A 17,664-nucleotide genomic window follows, 5' to 3' on the forward strand; every position below is an offset into this window, starting at 1 on the left:
ATATCATGTGCATCCACAGAAACGTAAACATAAAATTTAAGGATATAAAATGAAAGATGTTGTCATTGTTGCTGCAAAACGTACTGCAATTGGTAGCTTTTTAGGTAGTCTCGCTTCTTTATCTGCACCACAATTGGGGCAAACAGCAATTCGTGCAGTCTTAGACAGTGCTAAAGTACAGCCTGAACAAGTCGATCAGGTGATTATGGGTAACGTACTCACTACAGGTGTAGGACAAAACCCTGCACGTCAAGCCGCAATTGCTGCAGGTATTCCTGTACAAGTGCCTGCATCAACGCTAAACGTGGTGTGTGGTTCGGGATTACGTGCCGTACATTTGGCTGCACAAGCGATTCAGTGTGATGAAGCAGAAATTGTAGTTGCTGGTGGTCAAGAATCAATGTCACAAAGCGCACATTATATGCAGTTGCGTAACGGTCAAAAAATGGGGAATGCCCAGTTGATCGACAGTATGGTGGCTGATGGTTTAACCGATGCTTATAACCAATATCACATGGGTATTACTGCAGAAAATATTGTAGAAAAGCTTGGTTTAAACCGTGAAGAACAAGACCAATTGGCACTGACTTCACAACAACGCGCGGCTGCAGCACAAGCGGCTGGTAAATTTAAAGATGAAATTGCAGCTGTAAGCATTCCACAGCGTAAAGGCGACCCAATTGTATTTGCTGAAGATGAATACATCAAAGCCAATACCACCCTTGAAAGCTTGAATAAATTGCGCCCTGCGTTCAAAAAAGATGGCAGCGTAACCGCAGGTAATGCTTCTGGTATCAACGATGGTGCAGCAGCAGTGTTAATGATGAGCGCAGACAAAGCTGCAGCATTAGGCCTACAACCTTTAGCACGTATTAAAGCCTATGCAATGTCGGGTATTGAGCCTGAAATTATGGGTCTTGGCCCTGTTGAAGCGGTTAAGAAAACCTTAAATAAAGCAGGCTGGAGCTTAGATCAGGTCGATTTAATTGAAGCCAACGAAGCCTTTGCCGCACAAGCACTAGGTGTTGCCAAAGAATTAGGCTTAGACCTAGATAAAGTAAACGTGAATGGTGGCGCAATTGCCCTCGGTCACCCGATTGGTGCTTCAGGTTGCCGTATCCTCGTGACGTTACTACACGAAATGCAACGCCGTGATGCGAAAAAAGGCATCGCAACGCTTTGCGTAGGCGGTGGTATGGGTGTTGCACTTGCGGTTGAACGCGACTAAGTAACCGAGCCGAAAGTACTGCACGAGTCAAAGCTATTGAATTTGATAGCTGTTCAAAGCCAGTAATAAGTTAAGACATAATGGGAGCTTCGGCTTCCACTATTTTTTTAACTACACAGAGCTTAAAATAATATTGTTGTCGATTAATTTGACATGACAAGTTCTGCTTAATCCACCGAAAGTAAGTGCTGAATATGATCACTAAAGTGATAAAAATGCATGGTATCGGGTTGCTGTTTCAGCTGTTGCCATGCGTCTACAAACGACGTCCAACCTAAATCTTTTAGGCATTGCACAATCATTTCCAATTGCGACAAAGTCTTTTCAGTCGATTGTTTTAACCGAATTTGTCGGTCTAATTGTTCAATTTTTTGCCCCAATTGGAAAAATAAATATATCTGCTGTGGTTCTGCATCTAATAGTGCTTCGCAGTCTTGTACCACATCACAAATATAACTCGCGTTATCGCACGCATTTTGAATACATTGCTGTAATTCAACATAAGTAGCTTTAGAAAACACCTGTGCCAAGTTTTGAATTTTTGTCCGTGTTTGCTCAAACTGCATCGCAAATGAAGCAGGCTGTTCTTCGTTTAAAATCAATTCATTTAAAGAAGCTGCATCAAATGCAGGCAAACAAAAGGCATGTGCATAAGTCAAAGCAGCATCATTTTGTTTAAATGGAAATTGCTGACATACATATTGAATACGGGTTAAATATCGGGCTAACCAAAAAATTTCTCGCGCATCGCTGCTAGATAAATTCACGGTTGTTTCATCCTCCTAACTCTAAGGTCTGTTGATAATTCATCGCGATAAAGCACCTCAATCGCCTTGCCCAATTAACCTACAGCACTCATCCACTCAGACCGCTTTTATTTACATAAACCTGTATCTACCATACAAAACAATGACAGGTTTTCACTTAAACACAACTATTCAATCTTGCTTTTCTAATTGATCCAATTATGGCTTGAGGTCATAGTTTCTGATTCACTTCTATTATTTGATTAACTTTGCCCGTCCAAATTTTGTGATATTTACTGCAAAATCTGCGGTTATATTTTGCCCTTTTTCAGTAAAAAACTTGCTAATCATTCCGAGTTTTCTTATTGTGTGGAAGAACAAGTTTTCATCCGTATGAATTGACCTAGTAAATATTGAATATGTCTATACAAGAAAAAGAAACATCGAATAGTTTATATCGCCAATGGCAAATTTTATCGCGCCTTTCTACAGGTAAATGGATGGGCACACGTGAATTACACGATGTCCTGCAACGTGAAGGTATCGACATTAGTTTGCGTACGATTCAACGTGACTTAAATCAAATTTCTCAGCGCTTTCCAATTGAAAGTAATGGTACCGTACCACAAGGTTGGCGCTGGCGTTCAGATGCACCGATTCAAAGTTTACCGCACATGACCAGCTCTCAAGCGGTAACGTTTATGATGGTCGAGGAACATTTAAAACATCTGCTGCCGCCAAGTTTGATTGAAGAAATGAACCCATGGTTTGATTTGGCACGACGCAGTCTATCGACCCAAAACAATGTCCGCCAATGGATTAATCGTGTGCGAATTGTGCCTGCAACACAACCTTTAATTCCACCAGTCGTAGACCGCAATGCACAACAGGCGATATATGAAGGCTTGCTCCAAGACAAACAACTAGAATGTATTTATCAATCACGCAGCAATTCAGGCGAAGAAAAAACTTATGTGCTGAATCCTTTGGCTTTGGTGCAAAAAGGTGCGGTGATTTATTTAATCTGTACTCGATTTGACAAAACCGACATTCAAACCTTTGCCCTGCATCGTTTTAAAGCAGCCAAAGTTTTAGATTCACGCGCCTTGCATCCTGTTAATTTTGATATTGATGCCTATATTGAATCTGGCGAATTAGGTTTTAGAGTCGATTTCAGTAAAGCTACTGAAAATATTCAGCTCAAACTTACCATGCAAAAAGCTGATGCCATATACTTCGATGAAAGCCAATTAAGCAAAGATCAAACTATGGAAACACTGGAAAATGGTAATGTGTTGGTGACTGCCACTGTGCCGTTTACCTCACAATTGGTTTGGTGGTTGCGTAGTTTTGGTAAAAAGCTAATTCAGATTGAACCTGTAGAAGTTGCCAATGCGGTGCATCAAACTCAGGAATAAAAAAGCCCCAAATATATTGGGGCAATCGCATTATCGTTCTTGTTCAAATCTAATTATTGTGATTGAAGTTAAAGTTAACATTGACTCGGCATCGTTCAGCGTGGGCATGCCAGTTCAGCTGTACTATAACGAATGCTTTTTAAAGTCATATTTTGCTCCTATCTATGTTGATAAGTGTCACTTTAAATGCTCCTGATCTAGCTGTGAAATCATAAGATATGCAGTCGAAATCAGATTTATTCTTATACGCAACTTCTTCTTTGCTTAGCATCTGATTTACTTTGGCGCATAAAAAAGCCCGCAATTTAAATTGTGGGCTTCTTCATCAATCCATCAAACCTTAAGCAGATTTACGTGACTGTGCATTTTTACGAATGGTGATCATCACCAATTGAACTGCGGCAGGTGTCACACCTGGAATACGACTGGCTTGTGCCAAAGTTTCAGGCAAAACATGCTTCAATTTTAGCGTGATTTCACGCGATAAACCTGACACTGCATCATAATCAAAATCGGCAGGGATTTTGGTTTCTTCCAAGCGTTTTAATTGTGCGACATCTTCATGCTGACGGTTGATATAACCTGCATATTTCACTGCAATTTCAATTTGATCGCCCACTTGTGCAGAAACGTCTGAACCCGTTAATTCTGCGATTTGCGCAAAACTGATATTTGGACGTTTTAACAGATCAATCGCAGAACATTCTTTGGATAAATCTGCACCTGTCATTTCAACAAATTTTTTACCCATTGGATTGTTTGGTGCAGCCCACAAATGTTGTAAACGCCCTGTTTCACGTTCTACTGCTTCCATTTTTTCACAGTAAGCTGCCCAACGAGTGTCATCCACCAAACCAAGCTCACGACCAATTGGCGTCAAACGCTGATCGGCATTATCTTCACGCAACATCAAACGGTATTCCGCACGTGAGGTAAACATGCGGTACGGTTCTTTGGTACCTAGCGTGATCAAATCATCAACCAATACACCAATATAAGCTTCGTCACGTTTTGGTGTCCATTGTTCCTGATCCCAAGCGCGACGTGCCGCATTCAAACCAGCTAACACACCTTGCGCACCCGCTTCTTCATAGCCAGTCGTACCATTAATTTGACCTGCAAAATACAAGTTATTAATGGCTTTGGTTTCCAAAGTGAATTTTAAGGCTTGTGGATTGAAGTAATCATATTCAATCGCATAACCTGGACGCAAAATATGCGCATTTTCCATACCACGAATTGAACGAACTAACTCGAACTGCACATCAAACGGTAAAGAGGTTGAAATCCCGTTTGGATACAATTCATGTGTATCTAAACCTTCAGGCTCCAAAAATACCTGATGCGAGTCTTTATCAGAAAAACGGTGAATTTTATCTTCAATCGATGGGCAGTAACGTGGGCCAACACCTTCAATCACACCTGTATACATCGGTGAACGATCTAAACCACCACGAATAATTTCGTGAGTACGTTCATTGGTATGGGTGATATAGCAGTTCACTTGTTCAGGGTGCATCGACACATCACCCATGAATGACATGGTTGGTGATGGGAAATCACCTGGCTGCGGAATCATGACCGAAAAATCGACTGAGCGTGCATCAATACGTGGTGGCGTACCTGTTTTTAAACGCCCTACAGGCAAATTTAATTCACGTAAACGTGCCGCCAAAGCAATTGATGGAGGATCGCCTGCACGACCACCGCTCGATTTTTCTAAACCGATGTGAATCACACCACCCAAGAATGTACCTGTGGTCAATACCACGGTTTTCGCATCAAAACGAATCCCCATTTGAGTGACTACACCTTTTACAGTATCGCCTTCTACAATCAGGTCATCGGCTGCTTGTTGGAAAATATCTAAATTGGCTTGGTTTTCTAAAGTGGCACGAATCGCAGCTTTAAAACGAACACGGTCTGCCTGCGCACGTGTTGCACGAACCGCAGCACCTTTACGCGAGTTTAAAATACGGAATTGAATCCCGCTTTTATCGGCAGCCAATGCCATTGCACCGCCTAAGGCATCAATCTCACGTACCAAATGCGACTTACCAATCCCGCCAATTGCAGGGTTACAGCTCATCTGCCCTAAAGTCTCAATGTTATGAGTTAAGAGTAAGGTTTGACGACCCATACGTGCTGCTGCAAGCGCCGCTTCGGTGCCTGCGTGACCGCCACCAATAACAATGACATCGTAAACTTTAGGATAGTGCATAATGGTCAATGAGAGATAAAAAATAAAGACGGAATATTATAGCAAAACTTGTGGCATAAGTTGACAGATTCAGTCGATTTTATTGGCTTAACCGCGCTACAAAATTAATATTTTGTAATCCAAATTTGCATTTTTACTGTACATAAAAACATTTAGACCTAAAAATTAACCAGATCACCGTTGTTTTAATTTGTCTATTTTTTATCCTAATAACACAGATATGAGAAACAAAGGGAAACATCATGAATAAGAAAATTTTGCTGTCCTCTATGCTTTGTGGCTTATTTTTCAGTCCATTTGCAGTGCAGGCAAATGATAAAGTAGAAACCGTCTATAACGCGCAAAAATTCCAGCAAGTCTGTAAAGGTAAAACTCAGGGCGCACCTGTAAGCTTTGCTTATCGTGGGATTATCTGGAATGGTACCTGTGAACCACAATTCTTTAGTTCATCTAAAGCAGTGCAATTACAAGGCAATGAGCCTGAATTATACCGTTCTTGTATGGCAGATGCGCAAAGCACCGTCATTACAGTCAATGGTACTGAGTTAAAAGGCAAATGTGCCTTAGGCTTTACGCCACCACGCCCTGCTGCAATGTGATCAATCACTTAATCTATATTTTCATGAACAGATCGGGTATTCATTCAAACTGAAAGCATGAAAATAACACCAAAGCAGTCATTTATAAGAAGTGACTGCTTTGTTTATTGCACAAGCTCAAAAAACAATTACACTGCAAAGAGAGGGAAAATTATACCCATAAGAAAAAAATAAAGGATGTGCTATGGATTCAGGCTTTTTTACCTTTTTTCTACCACTGACCTTGGCTGTGATGATGATGGGCTTAGGCTTACAACTCACGCCTAAAGACTTTATTCGGGTCAATCAATTTCCTAAAGTCATTTTTTTAACGCTTTTTTCACAATTGGTCATTTTGCCTGTTTTAGCATTTTCAATTTGTTTATTTTTAGAATTGCCACCGCTATTGGCAATTGGCTTAATGCTGCTTGCTGCCTCACCAGGGGGGCCTACTGCGAACTTATTTAGCTATGTCTATAAAGGTGACGTTGCCCTAAATATTACCCTAACCGCAATGAACTCTGTGATGGCAACCTTTACCCTGCCTTTTATTGTTAATTTGTCTTTTCTATATTTTATGACCGATCAACAACAAATTGGCATGCCTATTGAAAAAATGGCACAGGTTTTTTTACTGATTATTGTGCCTGTATGTGTAGGAATGGCGGTGCGTAATGCGATGCCACAAATTGCATTACAGTTGGGCAAACCTATGCGTTTGATGTCCATTTATTTCATTTTCGCTTTATTCTTTTATGCGCTTTTCCGCGAACGCGCCAATGTCTTTGACTATTTCAGTGCGATTGGTATCGCCACAGCGCTTTTTTGCTTTTTAAGTTTACTTATTGGTTATCTTGTGCCGTATTTGGCGGGTGTGCCTGATCAACAAGCACGCTCTTGTTGTTTTGAAATTGGCATTCATAACACTGCTGTTTCTTTAACCGTTGCGCTATCGGTTTTGCAAAGCACTGAAATTGCCATTCCTTCTGCGATTTACACCATTTTTATGTATATGTTCAGCTTTATTTTAGGGAGTATGTTAGCTAGACAATCTGCCAAACTTGCCCTTCAAAACAAACAGGAGCAGAGTTTAAACCACAATAAAAATACAATTTAAGATGTGAGTAATATTCAATTAACCACAGATTAAACAAATAGTTAGATATTAAATAGATCATTATAGATGTAAAAACAAAGGAGTGTTTATGGATTCAGGATTAATCACAATATTTTTGCCGCTGGCTTTGGCCGTGGTCATGGCTGGACTTGGCTTAGAACTCACTCCTAACGACTTTAAACGGGTGAGCAAACACCCCAAAGCAGTGTTTATTGCTTTATTTTGTCAATTGGTCGTCCTGACAGCAATTGCATTTTTTATTTGTAAACTGCTGAATTTACCACCATTGCTTGCAGTCGGACTCATGCTACTGGCAGCATCTCCTGGCGGGCCAACAGCCAACTTGTTTAGCTACTTATATAAGGGCGATATTGCCCTAAACATCACCCTTACTGCCGTCAATTCCGTGATTGCAGCATTTACCTTACCACTGATTGTCAACTTTGCCATTCAGCATTTTATGCAGGATGGGCAACAAGTTGGCTTACAATTTGCCAAAGTATTGCAGGTGTTTTTAATTATTATTATCCCTGTCACTTTAGGGATGTTAGTACGCCATTTTAGCCCTCAAACGGCAGACCGCTTAAACAAACCTGTGCGTATTTTTGCTGTGGTTTTTCTAATTGTGATTATTATTGGCGCAATTGCCAAAGAGCGAAACAACATCATGCTTTATTTGGCAGATGTAGGACTTGCCACTGCCCTGTTCTGTGCCTGCAGTTTATTGATTGGTTATTTTGTCCCGCGTTTCTTTGGCGTAAATAGCCAACAAGCCCGAGCCTGCGCCTTTGAAATTGGCATTCACAACAGTACCCTTGCAATGACTATCGCCCTAACCGTTATGTCAAGCTCAACCATTGCCATGCCTGCTGCGGTTTATTCTATTTTCATGTATATTTTTGCCGCAATTTTAGGCACATTACTAAATAAATTTGTGCCGACACCTGCATCGGAGCAATCTGCATCCTAAACAAGTCTCTCAATCATCCCCAATCCAGCAATTTGACTGTTTTGGGGATGATTGAGCGATGATGGTTCAAACAAATTCTTAACTTATATTTTTTAGAGTTATATTTTTGTCACATTATTCGACTATAAGCATAAAGCGAATTTGAAACTTCCAATCGTATAGAGTTTTCCCTTTCGCAATCCGAATAAAAAATAACAGCGTCTGCACCAGTTCAGTTACAATAGCGCTTTCGCATTAAATTTTAGGTTATCTCCGTGAAGTGGTTACAAATACATATTACTGTTGATCAAGCGCAAGTCGATTTTACTGAAACCCTGCTCAGTTCATTGGGTGCAGTCAGCGTAACCTTAGATGATGCGGAAAATCAGGACTTACTTGAGCCACTGCCAGGTGAAACACCACTTTGGAACAAAGTCATTGTGACAGGTATTTATGCACAAGACGAAGGTGAAGAAATTGATGTTGCAGCCTTAGAAACCTTTATTCGTGCGCAAATGCCAGATGCCCCTTTACGCAGTGAATTTTTGGAAGATCAGGTTTGGGAACGCTCATGGATGGATTACTACGAGCCAATCCAGATTGCAGAGAAATTCTGGATTATACCTGAATGGTTAGAACCACCTGAGGCAGATGCAGTCAATATTAAACTTGACCCAGGTTTGGCTTTTGGTACAGGTAACCATGCCAGTACGTTCCTGTGCCTGCAATGGTTAGGTAAAACCAATGTAAAAGATAAAGTCGTGATCGACTACGGTTGTGGTTCAGGTATTTTAGGAGTAGCGGCTTTGTTGCTCGGTGCAAAAAAAGTCTATGCGACTGATATTGACCCGCAAGCAGTTTTAGCGACCAAACAAAATGCAGAACTCAACGGTGTACTTAAAAACTTATATGTGGGACTTCCAGAAGAGTTCAATGAAACCATCGGTAATGAAAAAGCAGACATTTTAGTTGCCAATATTTTGGCAGGCCCATTGATGATGCTTGCGCCAGAGTTTGCAACTTTAATTAAATCTGAGGGCGAGTTCGCACTTGCAGGTGTAATTGAAGAGCAAGTTGCTGAAGTTTCTAGTGTTTATTCTGAATTTTTTGATATAGTACAAGTCGAAAAACGTGAAGAAAACTGGTGTCGAATTTCTGGGAAACGCCATCCCCACTAACTGTAATTTTTGAGTTATGAGTGACAAGCAAACCAAGTGCCCTGAATGCCAAACTGTTTATAAAGTATCCGTTGCGCAGCTGACCGTTGCGCAAGGGATGGTTTGTTGTCCTAAATGCGACAATACCTTTAATGCTCTTTCGCATTTGGTATTTGCCTTTCCTCAAAATAAAAACTCAGTCACATCACAATTACATCACATTCAAAACCGCAGTTTTATGCAGGCAACTGCTGAACTTGCGCAACCGCAACATATTTTAGATATTTTTCAGCGTAAAGTTGAACATTCCAATATTGATCTGAAAACCTATCTGAATAACCTCAATTATTTCAGTACTGAACCGATTGGCAACATTCCTGCCATGAAGTTGTCTGCGCCTGATCTTGAAAGTGAAAAAAAGCATGGCAATGGTTACTACTTACTTTGGGGAATTATTAATCTTTTATTGATTGGCTTGTTGATCTTCCAAATTTTGTGGTTTAACCCAAAGTTTTTAAACAGCAGCCCTGCACTGAATTCTGTGTTTACCCAAGTCTGTCAATTTTTTAACTGTAGCAGTTTAGAAGAACGCTATAGCTTAATTTCAGCAAATCGCGTGAAGGTTAAACGTGTAGATCGTATGAATACACAATTTACGGGTGAGCTGATCAATTACTATGATAAAAGCTTGGCTTTGCCTAATATCAAAGTCACTTTAAAAGAAAAACAACAAACATTATCGACTTACATCTATTCCCCACAGGAGTATTTGGTCGAAAGTCTTTCGAGCATTCAACGTATTCCTAAAAACAGTCCATTTAAGTTTGACATTTTAGTTCCAATATCACGAAACGACTTCGATGCCTATACTTTAGAAATTATCAAGCCTTAATTCACAAAAAAATAGTGAAAAAATAGCGAAAAAAATTAAAAAAATTGCAGTTTTCTTGCTCACTTTTTCTCATACAATGGTATCATACGCGCCACGAAAGCTTTGTGCTGCAAACTCCTCGCAAGATTCACAACAAATATAGATCTGTCTAATGCGCTTTATTTTTATATATCGCGTACAGAGTAGATTTTTTGTTTTGATTTTGGTCTGTAACAATTATTAATGTATTGTTACGCTTAAATTTCGACCAATGCCTAGAGTTGTGGCAAGCTAAATGTTCCAGTTTTAGAACTTCCCGTTTTAGGATCTAAAACGGAGTTCATTTAATTTATAGACCACATTGATATATCACTTTATCCCAGTGATATCTGATTTTCGGATTAATTCGCATGAATAGCAAATCTCCTATTTTTACTGCACAATCTGATGTTGCTTTACGTATTCACGTAGATCGCGCAGTTCGCCATTATTTTGCACAACTACAAGGTGAACAACCTTCACAAGTGTATGACATGGTGTTAGCAGAAATGGAGAAACCTCTTTTATCTGTTGTTCTTGAATACACTCGCGGTAACCAAACACGCGCTGCTGAAATTCTTGGACTAAACCGTGGTACTTTACGTAAAAAGTTAAAAGCTCACGGTTTAATGAGTGAATAAGTGATAAAATGCTTGCGACCTCCGCAGGCATTTTTTTTACCTGCATTTTGCTAGTTTGTTTTAATCTGTAATTGAAAACTGTGACGAAGATCATGACTATTAAACGCGCTTTAATCTCTGTTTCTGACAAAACAGGTATTGTTGAATTTGCACAAGACCTTGCTGCTCTTGGGGTAGAAATTTTATCTACTGGCGGTACTTATAAGTTGCTTAAAGACAACAATATTGCTGTCGTAGAAGTATCAGAGCATACTGGTTTCCCTGAAATGATGGATGGTCGTGTAAAAACGTTACACCCAAAAATTCATGGCGGTATCTTGGCTCGTCGTGGTCTAGACGAAGCAGTCATGGCAGAACACAATATTGATGCCATCGACTTGGTTGTTGTTAACCTTTATCCATTTGCTGCGACTGTTGCAAAACCAAATTGTTCACTTGCAGATGCGATTGAGAACATCGACATTGGTGGCCCTACTATGGTTCGCGCTGCAGCGAAAAACCATGCTTCTGTAGGTATTGTAGTAAATGCTTCTGACTATGCGACTGTTATTGCAGAAATGAAAAGCAACGGTGCATTGTCTTACGAAACTCGTTTTGATTTGGCAGTGAAAGCATTTGAACACACTGCACAATATGACGGCATGATCGCCTCTTACTTAGGTGCACGTGTAGGTAAAGAAGAAGGTACTGCTGACCAATTTGCACGTACATTCAATACACAATTGAACAAAGCGCAAGATTTACGTTACGGCGAAAACCCGCATCAATCTGCAGCGTTCTATGTAGACCCTGCTGCAACTGAAGCTTCTGTTTCTACAGCGAAACAGCTTCAAGGTAAAGAATTATCTTATAACAACATTGCAGATACTGATGCCGCACTTGAATGTGTGAAATCATTTGCAAAACCTGCTTGTGTGATCGTAAAACACGCGAACCCATGTGGTGTTGCTGTATCTTTAGACGGTATTCAAGCGGCTTATGACCTTGCTTATGCAACTGACCCTGAATCTGCATTTGGTGGCATCATTGCGTTTAACCGTGAGTTAGACGTTGCCACTGCACAAGCGATTGTAGACCGTCAATTCGTTGAAGTAATCATTGCGCCTAGCATTGCAGATGGCGTACTTGAAGTGACTGGCGCGAAGAAAAACGTACGTGTACTGGTATGTGGCGAACTTCCTGCGATTGATGCACGCGCTCCACAAATGGATTACAAACGTGTCAACGGCGGTTTATTGGTTCAAGACCAAGACTTGGGCATGATCACTAAAGATGACTTAAAAGTCGTGACCAAACGTGCGCCAACTGAACAAGAAATTGATGACATGATCTTTGCTTGGAAAGTTGCAAAATACGTGAAATCAAATGCAATTGTTTATGCGAAAAACCGTCAAACGATTGGTGTAGGTGCAGGTCAAATGAGCCGTGTAAACTCTGCACGTATTGCTGTGATCAAAGCTGAACATGCAGGTTTAGTGGTTGAAGGTGCTGTTATGGCATCTGATGCGTTCTTCCCATTCCGTGATGGTATTGATAACGCTGCTAAAGCGGGTATCAAATGCATCATTCAACCAGGTGGTTCAATGCGTGACGAAGAAACTATTGCAGCAGCAGATGAAGCTGGTATCGCAATGGTATTCACAGGTATGCGTCATTTCCGTCACTAATTTTTAGACGATCCTCCCTAGCCCTCCTTTATTTATAAAGGAGGGTTTTCTATATTATTGTAGAACGATGGGAGTTCCCCTTATACAAGGGGGATTAATTTTTAAGGATTTTAATAAATGAACATTTTAGTTTTAGGTAGTGGCGGTCGTGAACATGCATTGGCATGGAAAATCGCACAAGATGAAAAAGTTGCTAAAGTCTTTGTTGCACCAGGCAACGCAGGAACTGCAACTGAAAACAAATGCGAAAATGTGGCGTTAGACATTCAAAATAACCCTGCCATTATCGAATTTGCCAAAAATAATGCAGTCGATTTAATTATTGTTGGCCCTGAAGCGCCATTGGTGAATGGTGTAGTAGACGCTTGCCGTGAAGCAGGCTTAAAAATTTGGGGTCCAACCCAGTTTGCGGCACAGCTTGAAGGTTCAAAAGCCTTTGCTAAACACTTCCTAAAACGTCATAACATTCCAACTGCATTCTATGACGTATTCACTGAAGTAGATGCTGCCAAAGCTTATGTAGAACAAAATGGTGCGCCAATTGTCATCAAGGCGGACGGTCTTGCTGCAGGTAAAGGCGTGATCGTGGCGATGACCAATCAAGAAGCATTTGATGCAATTGATGACATGCTAGCAGGCAACAAATTTGGTGATGCAGGTTCACGTGTAGTCATTGAAGAATTCCTTGCAGGTGAAGAAGCTTCTTTCATTTGTATGATTGATGGCGACAACATCCTTCCTATGGCAACTTCACAAGACCACAAGCGTATTTTTGAAGGCGACCAAGGTCCAAATACTGGTGGTATGGGTGCATACTCTCCTGCCCCTGTCGTGACTGCAGACGTATTTGAAAAAACCATGAATGAAGTGATGCGTCCTACTGTTGAAGGTATGAAAAAAGACGGTCATGTTTATACAGGTTTCTTATACGCAGGCTTAATGATTGACGACAAAGGTCAACCAAAAGTGATCGAGTTTAACTGCCGTTTTGGTGACCCAGAAACACAACCAATTATGATGCGCTTAAAGTCATCTTTGGTAGATTTGGTTGAAGCAGGTATTGCTGGCAACTTACCTGCCGAAGCAGACTGGGATGAACGCAAAACTGTCGGGATTGTATTGGCGACTGCGGGTTACCCTGAAACTTCAGGCAAAGGTGATGTGATTTCTGGTTTAGAAACACAAATGGCAGATGCGAAAGTATTCCACGCAGGTACAGCAAGCAATGCCGATGGTGAGATTGTGACCAATGGTGGTCGTGTACTGTGTGTAACTGCGCTCGGTAATACCATTGGCGAAGCGCAAGCTAAAGCCCTTGAACTGTGCGAAAAAGTTACCTTTGATGGTGTGCAATATCGTAAAGATATTGGCTATCGTGCCATTGCTCGTGAAAATGCTTAAAATTTTTAGTTTAGCCTAAAAATTTAAGTCCATAAAAAAGCTCGTCACTGTACGAGCTTTTTGTTTATCAGGTTGTAACCCATGTACATTGTGATGATCTACGTTTATAAAATACTTTAGATCAATAAACATGCAAAAAATAAAAAGCTTCAAAGAATTTTTAATTTCAATATTCGTTGAGTTTACATTGCAAATACTTTTTATTTTTGCAGGATTAATATATTTGGCTTATGTTTTTATAGGGATAGGTTCATTGTTACTCTGTTTGCCTTATATATGGGCGATATATTATCGTTGGAAAAATCATTCATAACTTCTTTTATGTATTTACAGCCATGTTCTGATTCTTGTAACTAAGCCGATTTCATACCGACAATTTCATATCTCGTTTTTTACTATCGATTGCAGAATAAATTTTAAAGCACCTAAATATTTAAACACTTGTTCAAATCCTTAATCTTTACAGAATATATTTATTTATAAGAACTTATTTTGACTTATTCGCTTTCTGTTGTAAAAACAGTGATATGCATAACATACACAGCACTATATAGAATTATTTTTTATTGTTATGATGGTGCATCTTTTGAAAAAGTGAATTGCCCATCCATCTCAAAATTATTGATTGAGCTGTGGGCTGACTTTTTCAGTACTCAAACAATACCTACAACATATTTGAGAAACATACAAAATCATCATGCGATTCCATCCATCGTGCTGATTTGATTCTTCTCAATCATTGGCAACTTTAGGCACGGCTTAAACTTGCTCGGGATATATTCATGAAAAAGCTCCTTGGTCTTGTACTTGGTCTTTCAGTTGGCTTGGCTGGCTGTGGCAAACAAGAAGCGCCTGCGACTGACGCGGCACAAAAAGATTCTTCTGCTCTACACACTGTCACTATGGCATCGACTGGTTCAGATGCAGATATTTGGCGTTTTATTGCCGACTTACCTGAAACCAAAGCAGCAGGTATTCAACTTGAAGTGAAAAACTTCACCGATTACGTGTCAATGAACACGGCGGTAGCAAATAAAGAAATTGATCTTAACGCATTCCAATCTTATGCCTATATGGTGGCATTTAATGCCAACAATAAAGATCAAATTGCACCAGTAGCGACAACTTACTTAGAGCCAATGGGTATTTACTCAAGCAAAGTGAAAAAGTTGGATGAGTTCAAAACAGGTGCAACCATTGCTATTCCAAATGATGGTGCCAATGAATCACGTGCACTGTTATTACTTCAATCCGCTGGTTTGGTTAAACTGAAAGATGGTTTTGACAATGTTCAAGGCACGCCTGCAGACATCGTAGAAAATGCGAAGCAAATTCAAATCAAACCGATTCAAATGGCAACGGCTGTACGTGTAAAAGATGAAGTCGATGCAATTGTTTTGGGCAACACTCTTGCAATGGAAGGTGGTTTGAACGTACTTAAAGATTCAATTTATTACGAGCCAATTGACCAGAGCACAAAAATGAATGTCAACATTCTCGCGACTGCTGCAGATCGTCAAAATGACCCAATCTTGCAAAAAGTAGCTGCGTTGTATCATACCGAAGCGGTGAAGCAATATATTGATCAGCACTTTGGCGGAACAAAAGTTGCGGTAAATAAACCTGTCAGCTATTTCACTGAAGCAGCAAAATAGTAATATAATGCGTTAAACAAAACAGGCAAAGCGAACTTTGCCTGTTTTTTCATTTATGGACATTTCTTGACGATATGATTGAATTTAAAAACATTTCAAAGCACTATCAGCTCAAAGGTCAAACACTGCGTGCGTTGGATCAAATTAACCTACAAATTCCAACAGGCAGTATTTTTGGCATTATTGGCTATAGTGGTGCAGGTAAAAGTACGTTAATCCGCTTGATCAATTTGTTGGAGCGTCCAAATGCTGGGCAAGTCATCATTCATCAAAAAGATTTTACTGCACTCAATGCCCGCGAATTACGTCAAGAACGTGCCCATATTGGAATGATTTTTCAGCACTTCAATTTATTGCAGACCAAAACTGTGGCTGCCAATATTGAAATGCCGATGAAACTGTTAGGCTGGAACAAAGCCGAACGCGAAAAGCGTTTAAATGAATTACTTGAGTTTATTGATTTAAAACATAAAAAAGACGCCTACCCTGATGAACTTTCAGGCGGACAAAAACAACGTGTCGGTATTGCGCGTGCGCTAGCCAATCATCCTAAAATTTTACTCTGCGATGAAGCAACTTCAGCACTTGATCCACAAACCACCAAATCTGTGCTGGAATTACTGAAAAAAATTAACCGCGAACAAGGCATTACCATTGTAATGGTCACACATGAAATGGATGTGATTGAATCGGTTTGTGATTATGTGGCGGTGATGGAACAAGGCAAAGTCATTGAAACAGGTTCAACCCTAGAAATATTTAGTCAACCGCAACATCCGACCACCAAAAGCTTTATTCAAACCGTGTTGCAGCAGCAATTGCCTATCAATATTTTGAATAATCTGGAAAATCAAAATCAGCACAGCATTTATTGTCTGAAGTTTTTAGGTAAATCAGCTCAGGAAACCGTAATTCAAGCCGTCATTAAACAGTTTGATATCAGCCTGAATATTTTATTTGCCAATATGACCGAAATTGATGGCGCTGTGATTGGGCAAATGTTTATACAATTGCTCGGTGATGCAAGCGTCATTCAACAAGCACTTGAATTTCTGCAAGCCAATGGTGTTGAAGTTGAACAGTCAGGAGTACAAGCATGAGAGATTTAATTGTACAGTGGCTGACCTCAGTAACTGCGCCTTTCTGGAAAAGCTCTTTATCTATTGACCAGTTTGTTACAGCCTTACAAGAAACCTTTCACATGGTGTTCTTTGCCATGTTGTTTGGTTGTATCTGGGGCTTTATTCAGGGCATTACCCTTGTAGTGACTCGTCCGACAGGTATTTTGCCAAACCGTGTGATTTATCACGGGCTTAACCCGATTGTAAACGCACTGCGCTCCCTACCCTTTATTATTTTATTGATTGCGGTGATTCCGCTGACTAAATTGTTAGTGGGTACATCCATCGGAACTTGGGCAGCCATTGTTCCACTGACCATTTATGTCGGCCCGTATATTGGTCGTTTGGTAGAAACTTCACTGCTTGAAGTCAATGAAGGGATTGTCGAATCTGCACAGGCAATGGGTGCTACACCCTTACAGATTATCTTCAAATTTATTTTACCTGAAGCACGTAGCTCACTCATTTTGAACCTAACCACAGCCACCATTAGCTTAATTGGCGCAACTGCTATGGCAGGCGCAGTCGGTGCAGGCGGCATTGGTGACCTTGCTATTTCTTATGGTTATCAACGCTTTGATAGTAGTGTCGTGATGCTAACCGTGGTGGTCTTATTAATTTTAGTGCAATTGGTGCAAAGTTTAGGCGATTGGTTATCTAAACTCAGATAAATCTTTCATCTACACATCAGAAATAGATTCACCATTTAACTCCTTGCTACTCGTATGAGTGTGTAAGGGGTTAAAACCACACTCCTTCTCCATGCATACGTGATTCACGCCATATCAACATCCAAAAAACTGAAATTTTGATATACGGTCAAGATCATCGAAAACCGTAGGAAAAACTTTGCAG

Annotated in this window: 15 protein-coding genes; 13 read left to right on the forward strand and 2 right to left on the reverse strand. The window is 40.3% G+C overall.

From position 1 onward, the window contains the following. The first annotated feature begins 49 nt into the window (after positions 1–49). Positions 50–1,228: an acetyl-CoA C-acetyltransferase gene (locus tag J4G44_RS09820; RefSeq protein ID WP_179988648.1), complete on the forward strand. Its 1,179-nt coding sequence runs from the start codon at positions 50–52 to the stop codon at positions 1,226–1,228. A gap of 167 nt (positions 1,229–1,395) precedes the next feature. On the opposite strand, the gene J4G44_RS09825 is transcribed toward J4G44_RS09820, so the two are convergent. Further along, positions 1,396–1,995 (reverse strand): hypothetical protein, encoded by a 600-nt coding sequence (locus tag J4G44_RS09825; protein WP_004973138.1) that lies wholly within the window; start codon positions 1,993–1,995, stop codon positions 1,396–1,398. 398 nt (positions 1,996–2,393) lie between these two features. Between J4G44_RS09825 and J4G44_RS09830 the strand changes: the two genes are divergently transcribed. Further along, positions 2,394–3,392, forward strand: coding sequence for a helix-turn-helix transcriptional regulator (locus J4G44_RS09830; protein ID WP_004973137.1), 999 nt, complete (start codon positions 2,394–2,396; stop codon positions 3,390–3,392). Between the two features lie 340 nt (positions 3,393–3,732). On the opposite strand, the gene mnmG is transcribed toward J4G44_RS09830, so the two are convergent. Beyond that, positions 3,733–5,613 (reverse strand): tRNA uridine-5-carboxymethylaminomethyl(34) synthesis enzyme MnmG, encoded by a 1,881-nt coding sequence (gene mnmG, locus J4G44_RS09835; protein ID WP_096900911.1) that lies wholly within the window; start codon positions 5,611–5,613, stop codon positions 3,733–3,735. Positions 5,614–5,855: 242 nt separating this feature from the next. Between mnmG and J4G44_RS09840 the strand changes: the two genes are divergently transcribed. The 11 genes from J4G44_RS09840 to J4G44_RS09890 all read left to right on the forward strand — a co-directional run bounded on the left by J4G44_RS09840 (position 5,856) and on the right by J4G44_RS09890 (position 17,480). Beyond that, positions 5,856–6,212, forward strand: coding sequence for a hypothetical protein (locus J4G44_RS09840; RefSeq protein ID WP_004973135.1), 357 nt, complete (start codon positions 5,856–5,858; stop codon positions 6,210–6,212). 184 nt (positions 6,213–6,396) lie between these two features. Next, on the forward strand, positions 6,397–7,308 hold the full coding sequence (locus J4G44_RS09845; RefSeq protein ID WP_178865778.1) for a bile acid:sodium symporter family protein: 912 nt from the start codon (positions 6,397–6,399) through the stop codon (positions 7,306–7,308). 88 nt (positions 7,309–7,396) lie between these two features. Continuing rightward, the gene (locus J4G44_RS09850; protein WP_004973133.1) at positions 7,397–8,278 is read left to right on the forward strand and encodes a bile acid:sodium symporter family protein; all 882 of its coding nucleotides are present in this window, start codon (positions 7,397–7,399) and stop codon (positions 8,276–8,278) included. A 254-nt stretch (positions 8,279–8,532) separates the two neighbouring features. Beyond that, entirely contained in the window at positions 8,533–9,435 is a 903-nt protein-coding gene (gene prmA / locus J4G44_RS09855; protein ID WP_180158719.1) for a 50S ribosomal protein L11 methyltransferase, read from the forward strand. A gap of 16 nt (positions 9,436–9,451) precedes the next feature. Beyond that, the gene (locus J4G44_RS09860; RefSeq protein WP_004973129.1) at positions 9,452–10,306 is read left to right on the forward strand and encodes a DUF3426 domain-containing protein; all 855 of its coding nucleotides are present in this window, start codon (positions 9,452–9,454) and stop codon (positions 10,304–10,306) included. Positions 10,307–10,695: 389 nt separating this feature from the next. Continuing rightward, positions 10,696–10,965 carry a DNA-binding transcriptional regulator Fis gene (gene fis / locus J4G44_RS09865; RefSeq protein ID WP_001086304.1) on the forward strand — a complete coding sequence of 90 codons (270 nt, stop codon included), beginning with the start codon at positions 10,696–10,698 and terminating at the stop codon, positions 10,963–10,965. Positions 10,966–11,057: 92 nt separating this feature from the next. Continuing rightward, a complete protein-coding gene (gene purH / locus J4G44_RS09870; protein WP_180158720.1) occupies positions 11,058–12,632 on the forward strand; it encodes a bifunctional phosphoribosylaminoimidazolecarboxamide formyltransferase/IMP cyclohydrolase in 1,575 nt (524 codons plus the stop codon). Positions 12,633–12,749: 117 nt separating this feature from the next. Further along, positions 12,750–14,033 (forward strand): phosphoribosylamine--glycine ligase, encoded by a 1,284-nt coding sequence (gene purD / locus J4G44_RS09875; RefSeq protein WP_180158721.1) that lies wholly within the window; start codon positions 12,750–12,752, stop codon positions 14,031–14,033. Between the two features lie 782 nt (positions 14,034–14,815). Then, the gene (locus J4G44_RS09880; RefSeq protein ID WP_004973124.1) at positions 14,816–15,688 is read left to right on the forward strand and encodes a MetQ/NlpA family ABC transporter substrate-binding protein; all 873 of its coding nucleotides are present in this window, start codon (positions 14,816–14,818) and stop codon (positions 15,686–15,688) included. A 74-nt stretch (positions 15,689–15,762) separates the two neighbouring features. Next, the gene (locus J4G44_RS09885) at positions 15,763–16,788 is read left to right on the forward strand and encodes a methionine ABC transporter ATP-binding protein (RefSeq protein WP_004973123.1); all 1,026 of its coding nucleotides are present in this window, start codon (positions 15,763–15,765) and stop codon (positions 16,786–16,788) included. Further along, a complete protein-coding gene (locus J4G44_RS09890) occupies positions 16,785–17,480 on the forward strand; it encodes a methionine ABC transporter permease (protein WP_004973122.1) in 696 nt (231 codons plus the stop codon). Before J4G44_RS09885 ends, J4G44_RS09890 begins: the two co-directional genes overlap by 4 nt. The last annotated feature ends 184 nt before the right edge of the window (positions 17,481–17,664 follow it).

The organism is Acinetobacter towneri (assembly GCF_017498585.1).
Lineage (GTDB): Bacteria > Pseudomonadota > Gammaproteobacteria > Pseudomonadales > Moraxellaceae > Acinetobacter > Acinetobacter towneri.

What these genes read in the sequence shown, in the direction of transcription:
- J4G44_RS09880 (WP_004973124.1), top strand. Translation starts at nt 14,816, where the DNA reads ATGAAAAAGCTCCTTGGTCTTGTACTTGGTCTTTCAGTTGGCTTGGCT.
- purH (WP_180158720.1), top strand. Translation starts at nt 11,058, where the DNA reads ATGACTATTAAACGCGCTTTAATCTCTGTTTCTGACAAAACAGGTATT.
- purD (WP_180158721.1), top strand. Translation starts at nt 12,750, where the DNA reads ATGAACATTTTAGTTTTAGGTAGTGGCGGTCGTGAACATGCATTGGCA.
- J4G44_RS09850 (WP_004973133.1), top strand. Translation starts at nt 7,397, where the DNA reads ATGGATTCAGGATTAATCACAATATTTTTGCCGCTGGCTTTGGCCGTG.
- J4G44_RS09830 (WP_004973137.1), top strand. Translation starts at nt 2,394, where the DNA reads ATGTCTATACAAGAAAAAGAAACATCGAATAGTTTATATCGCCAATGG.
- mnmG (WP_096900911.1), bottom strand. Translation starts at nt 5,613, where the DNA reads ATGCACTATCCTAAAGTTTACGATGTCATTGTTATTGGTGGCGGTCAC.
- J4G44_RS09885 (WP_004973123.1), top strand. Translation starts at nt 15,763, where the DNA reads ATGATTGAATTTAAAAACATTTCAAAGCACTATCAGCTCAAAGGTCAA.
- J4G44_RS09845 (WP_178865778.1), top strand. Translation starts at nt 6,397, where the DNA reads ATGGATTCAGGCTTTTTTACCTTTTTTCTACCACTGACCTTGGCTGTG.
- J4G44_RS09820 (WP_179988648.1), top strand. Translation starts at nt 50, where the DNA reads ATGAAAGATGTTGTCATTGTTGCTGCAAAACGTACTGCAATTGGTAGC.
- J4G44_RS09840 (WP_004973135.1), top strand. Translation starts at nt 5,856, where the DNA reads ATGAATAAGAAAATTTTGCTGTCCTCTATGCTTTGTGGCTTATTTTTC.
- J4G44_RS09890 (WP_004973122.1), top strand. Translation starts at nt 16,785, where the DNA reads ATGAGAGATTTAATTGTACAGTGGCTGACCTCAGTAACTGCGCCTTTC.
- fis (WP_001086304.1), top strand. Translation starts at nt 10,696, where the DNA reads ATGAATAGCAAATCTCCTATTTTTACTGCACAATCTGATGTTGCTTTA.
- J4G44_RS09860 (WP_004973129.1), top strand. Translation starts at nt 9,452, where the DNA reads ATGAGTGACAAGCAAACCAAGTGCCCTGAATGCCAAACTGTTTATAAA.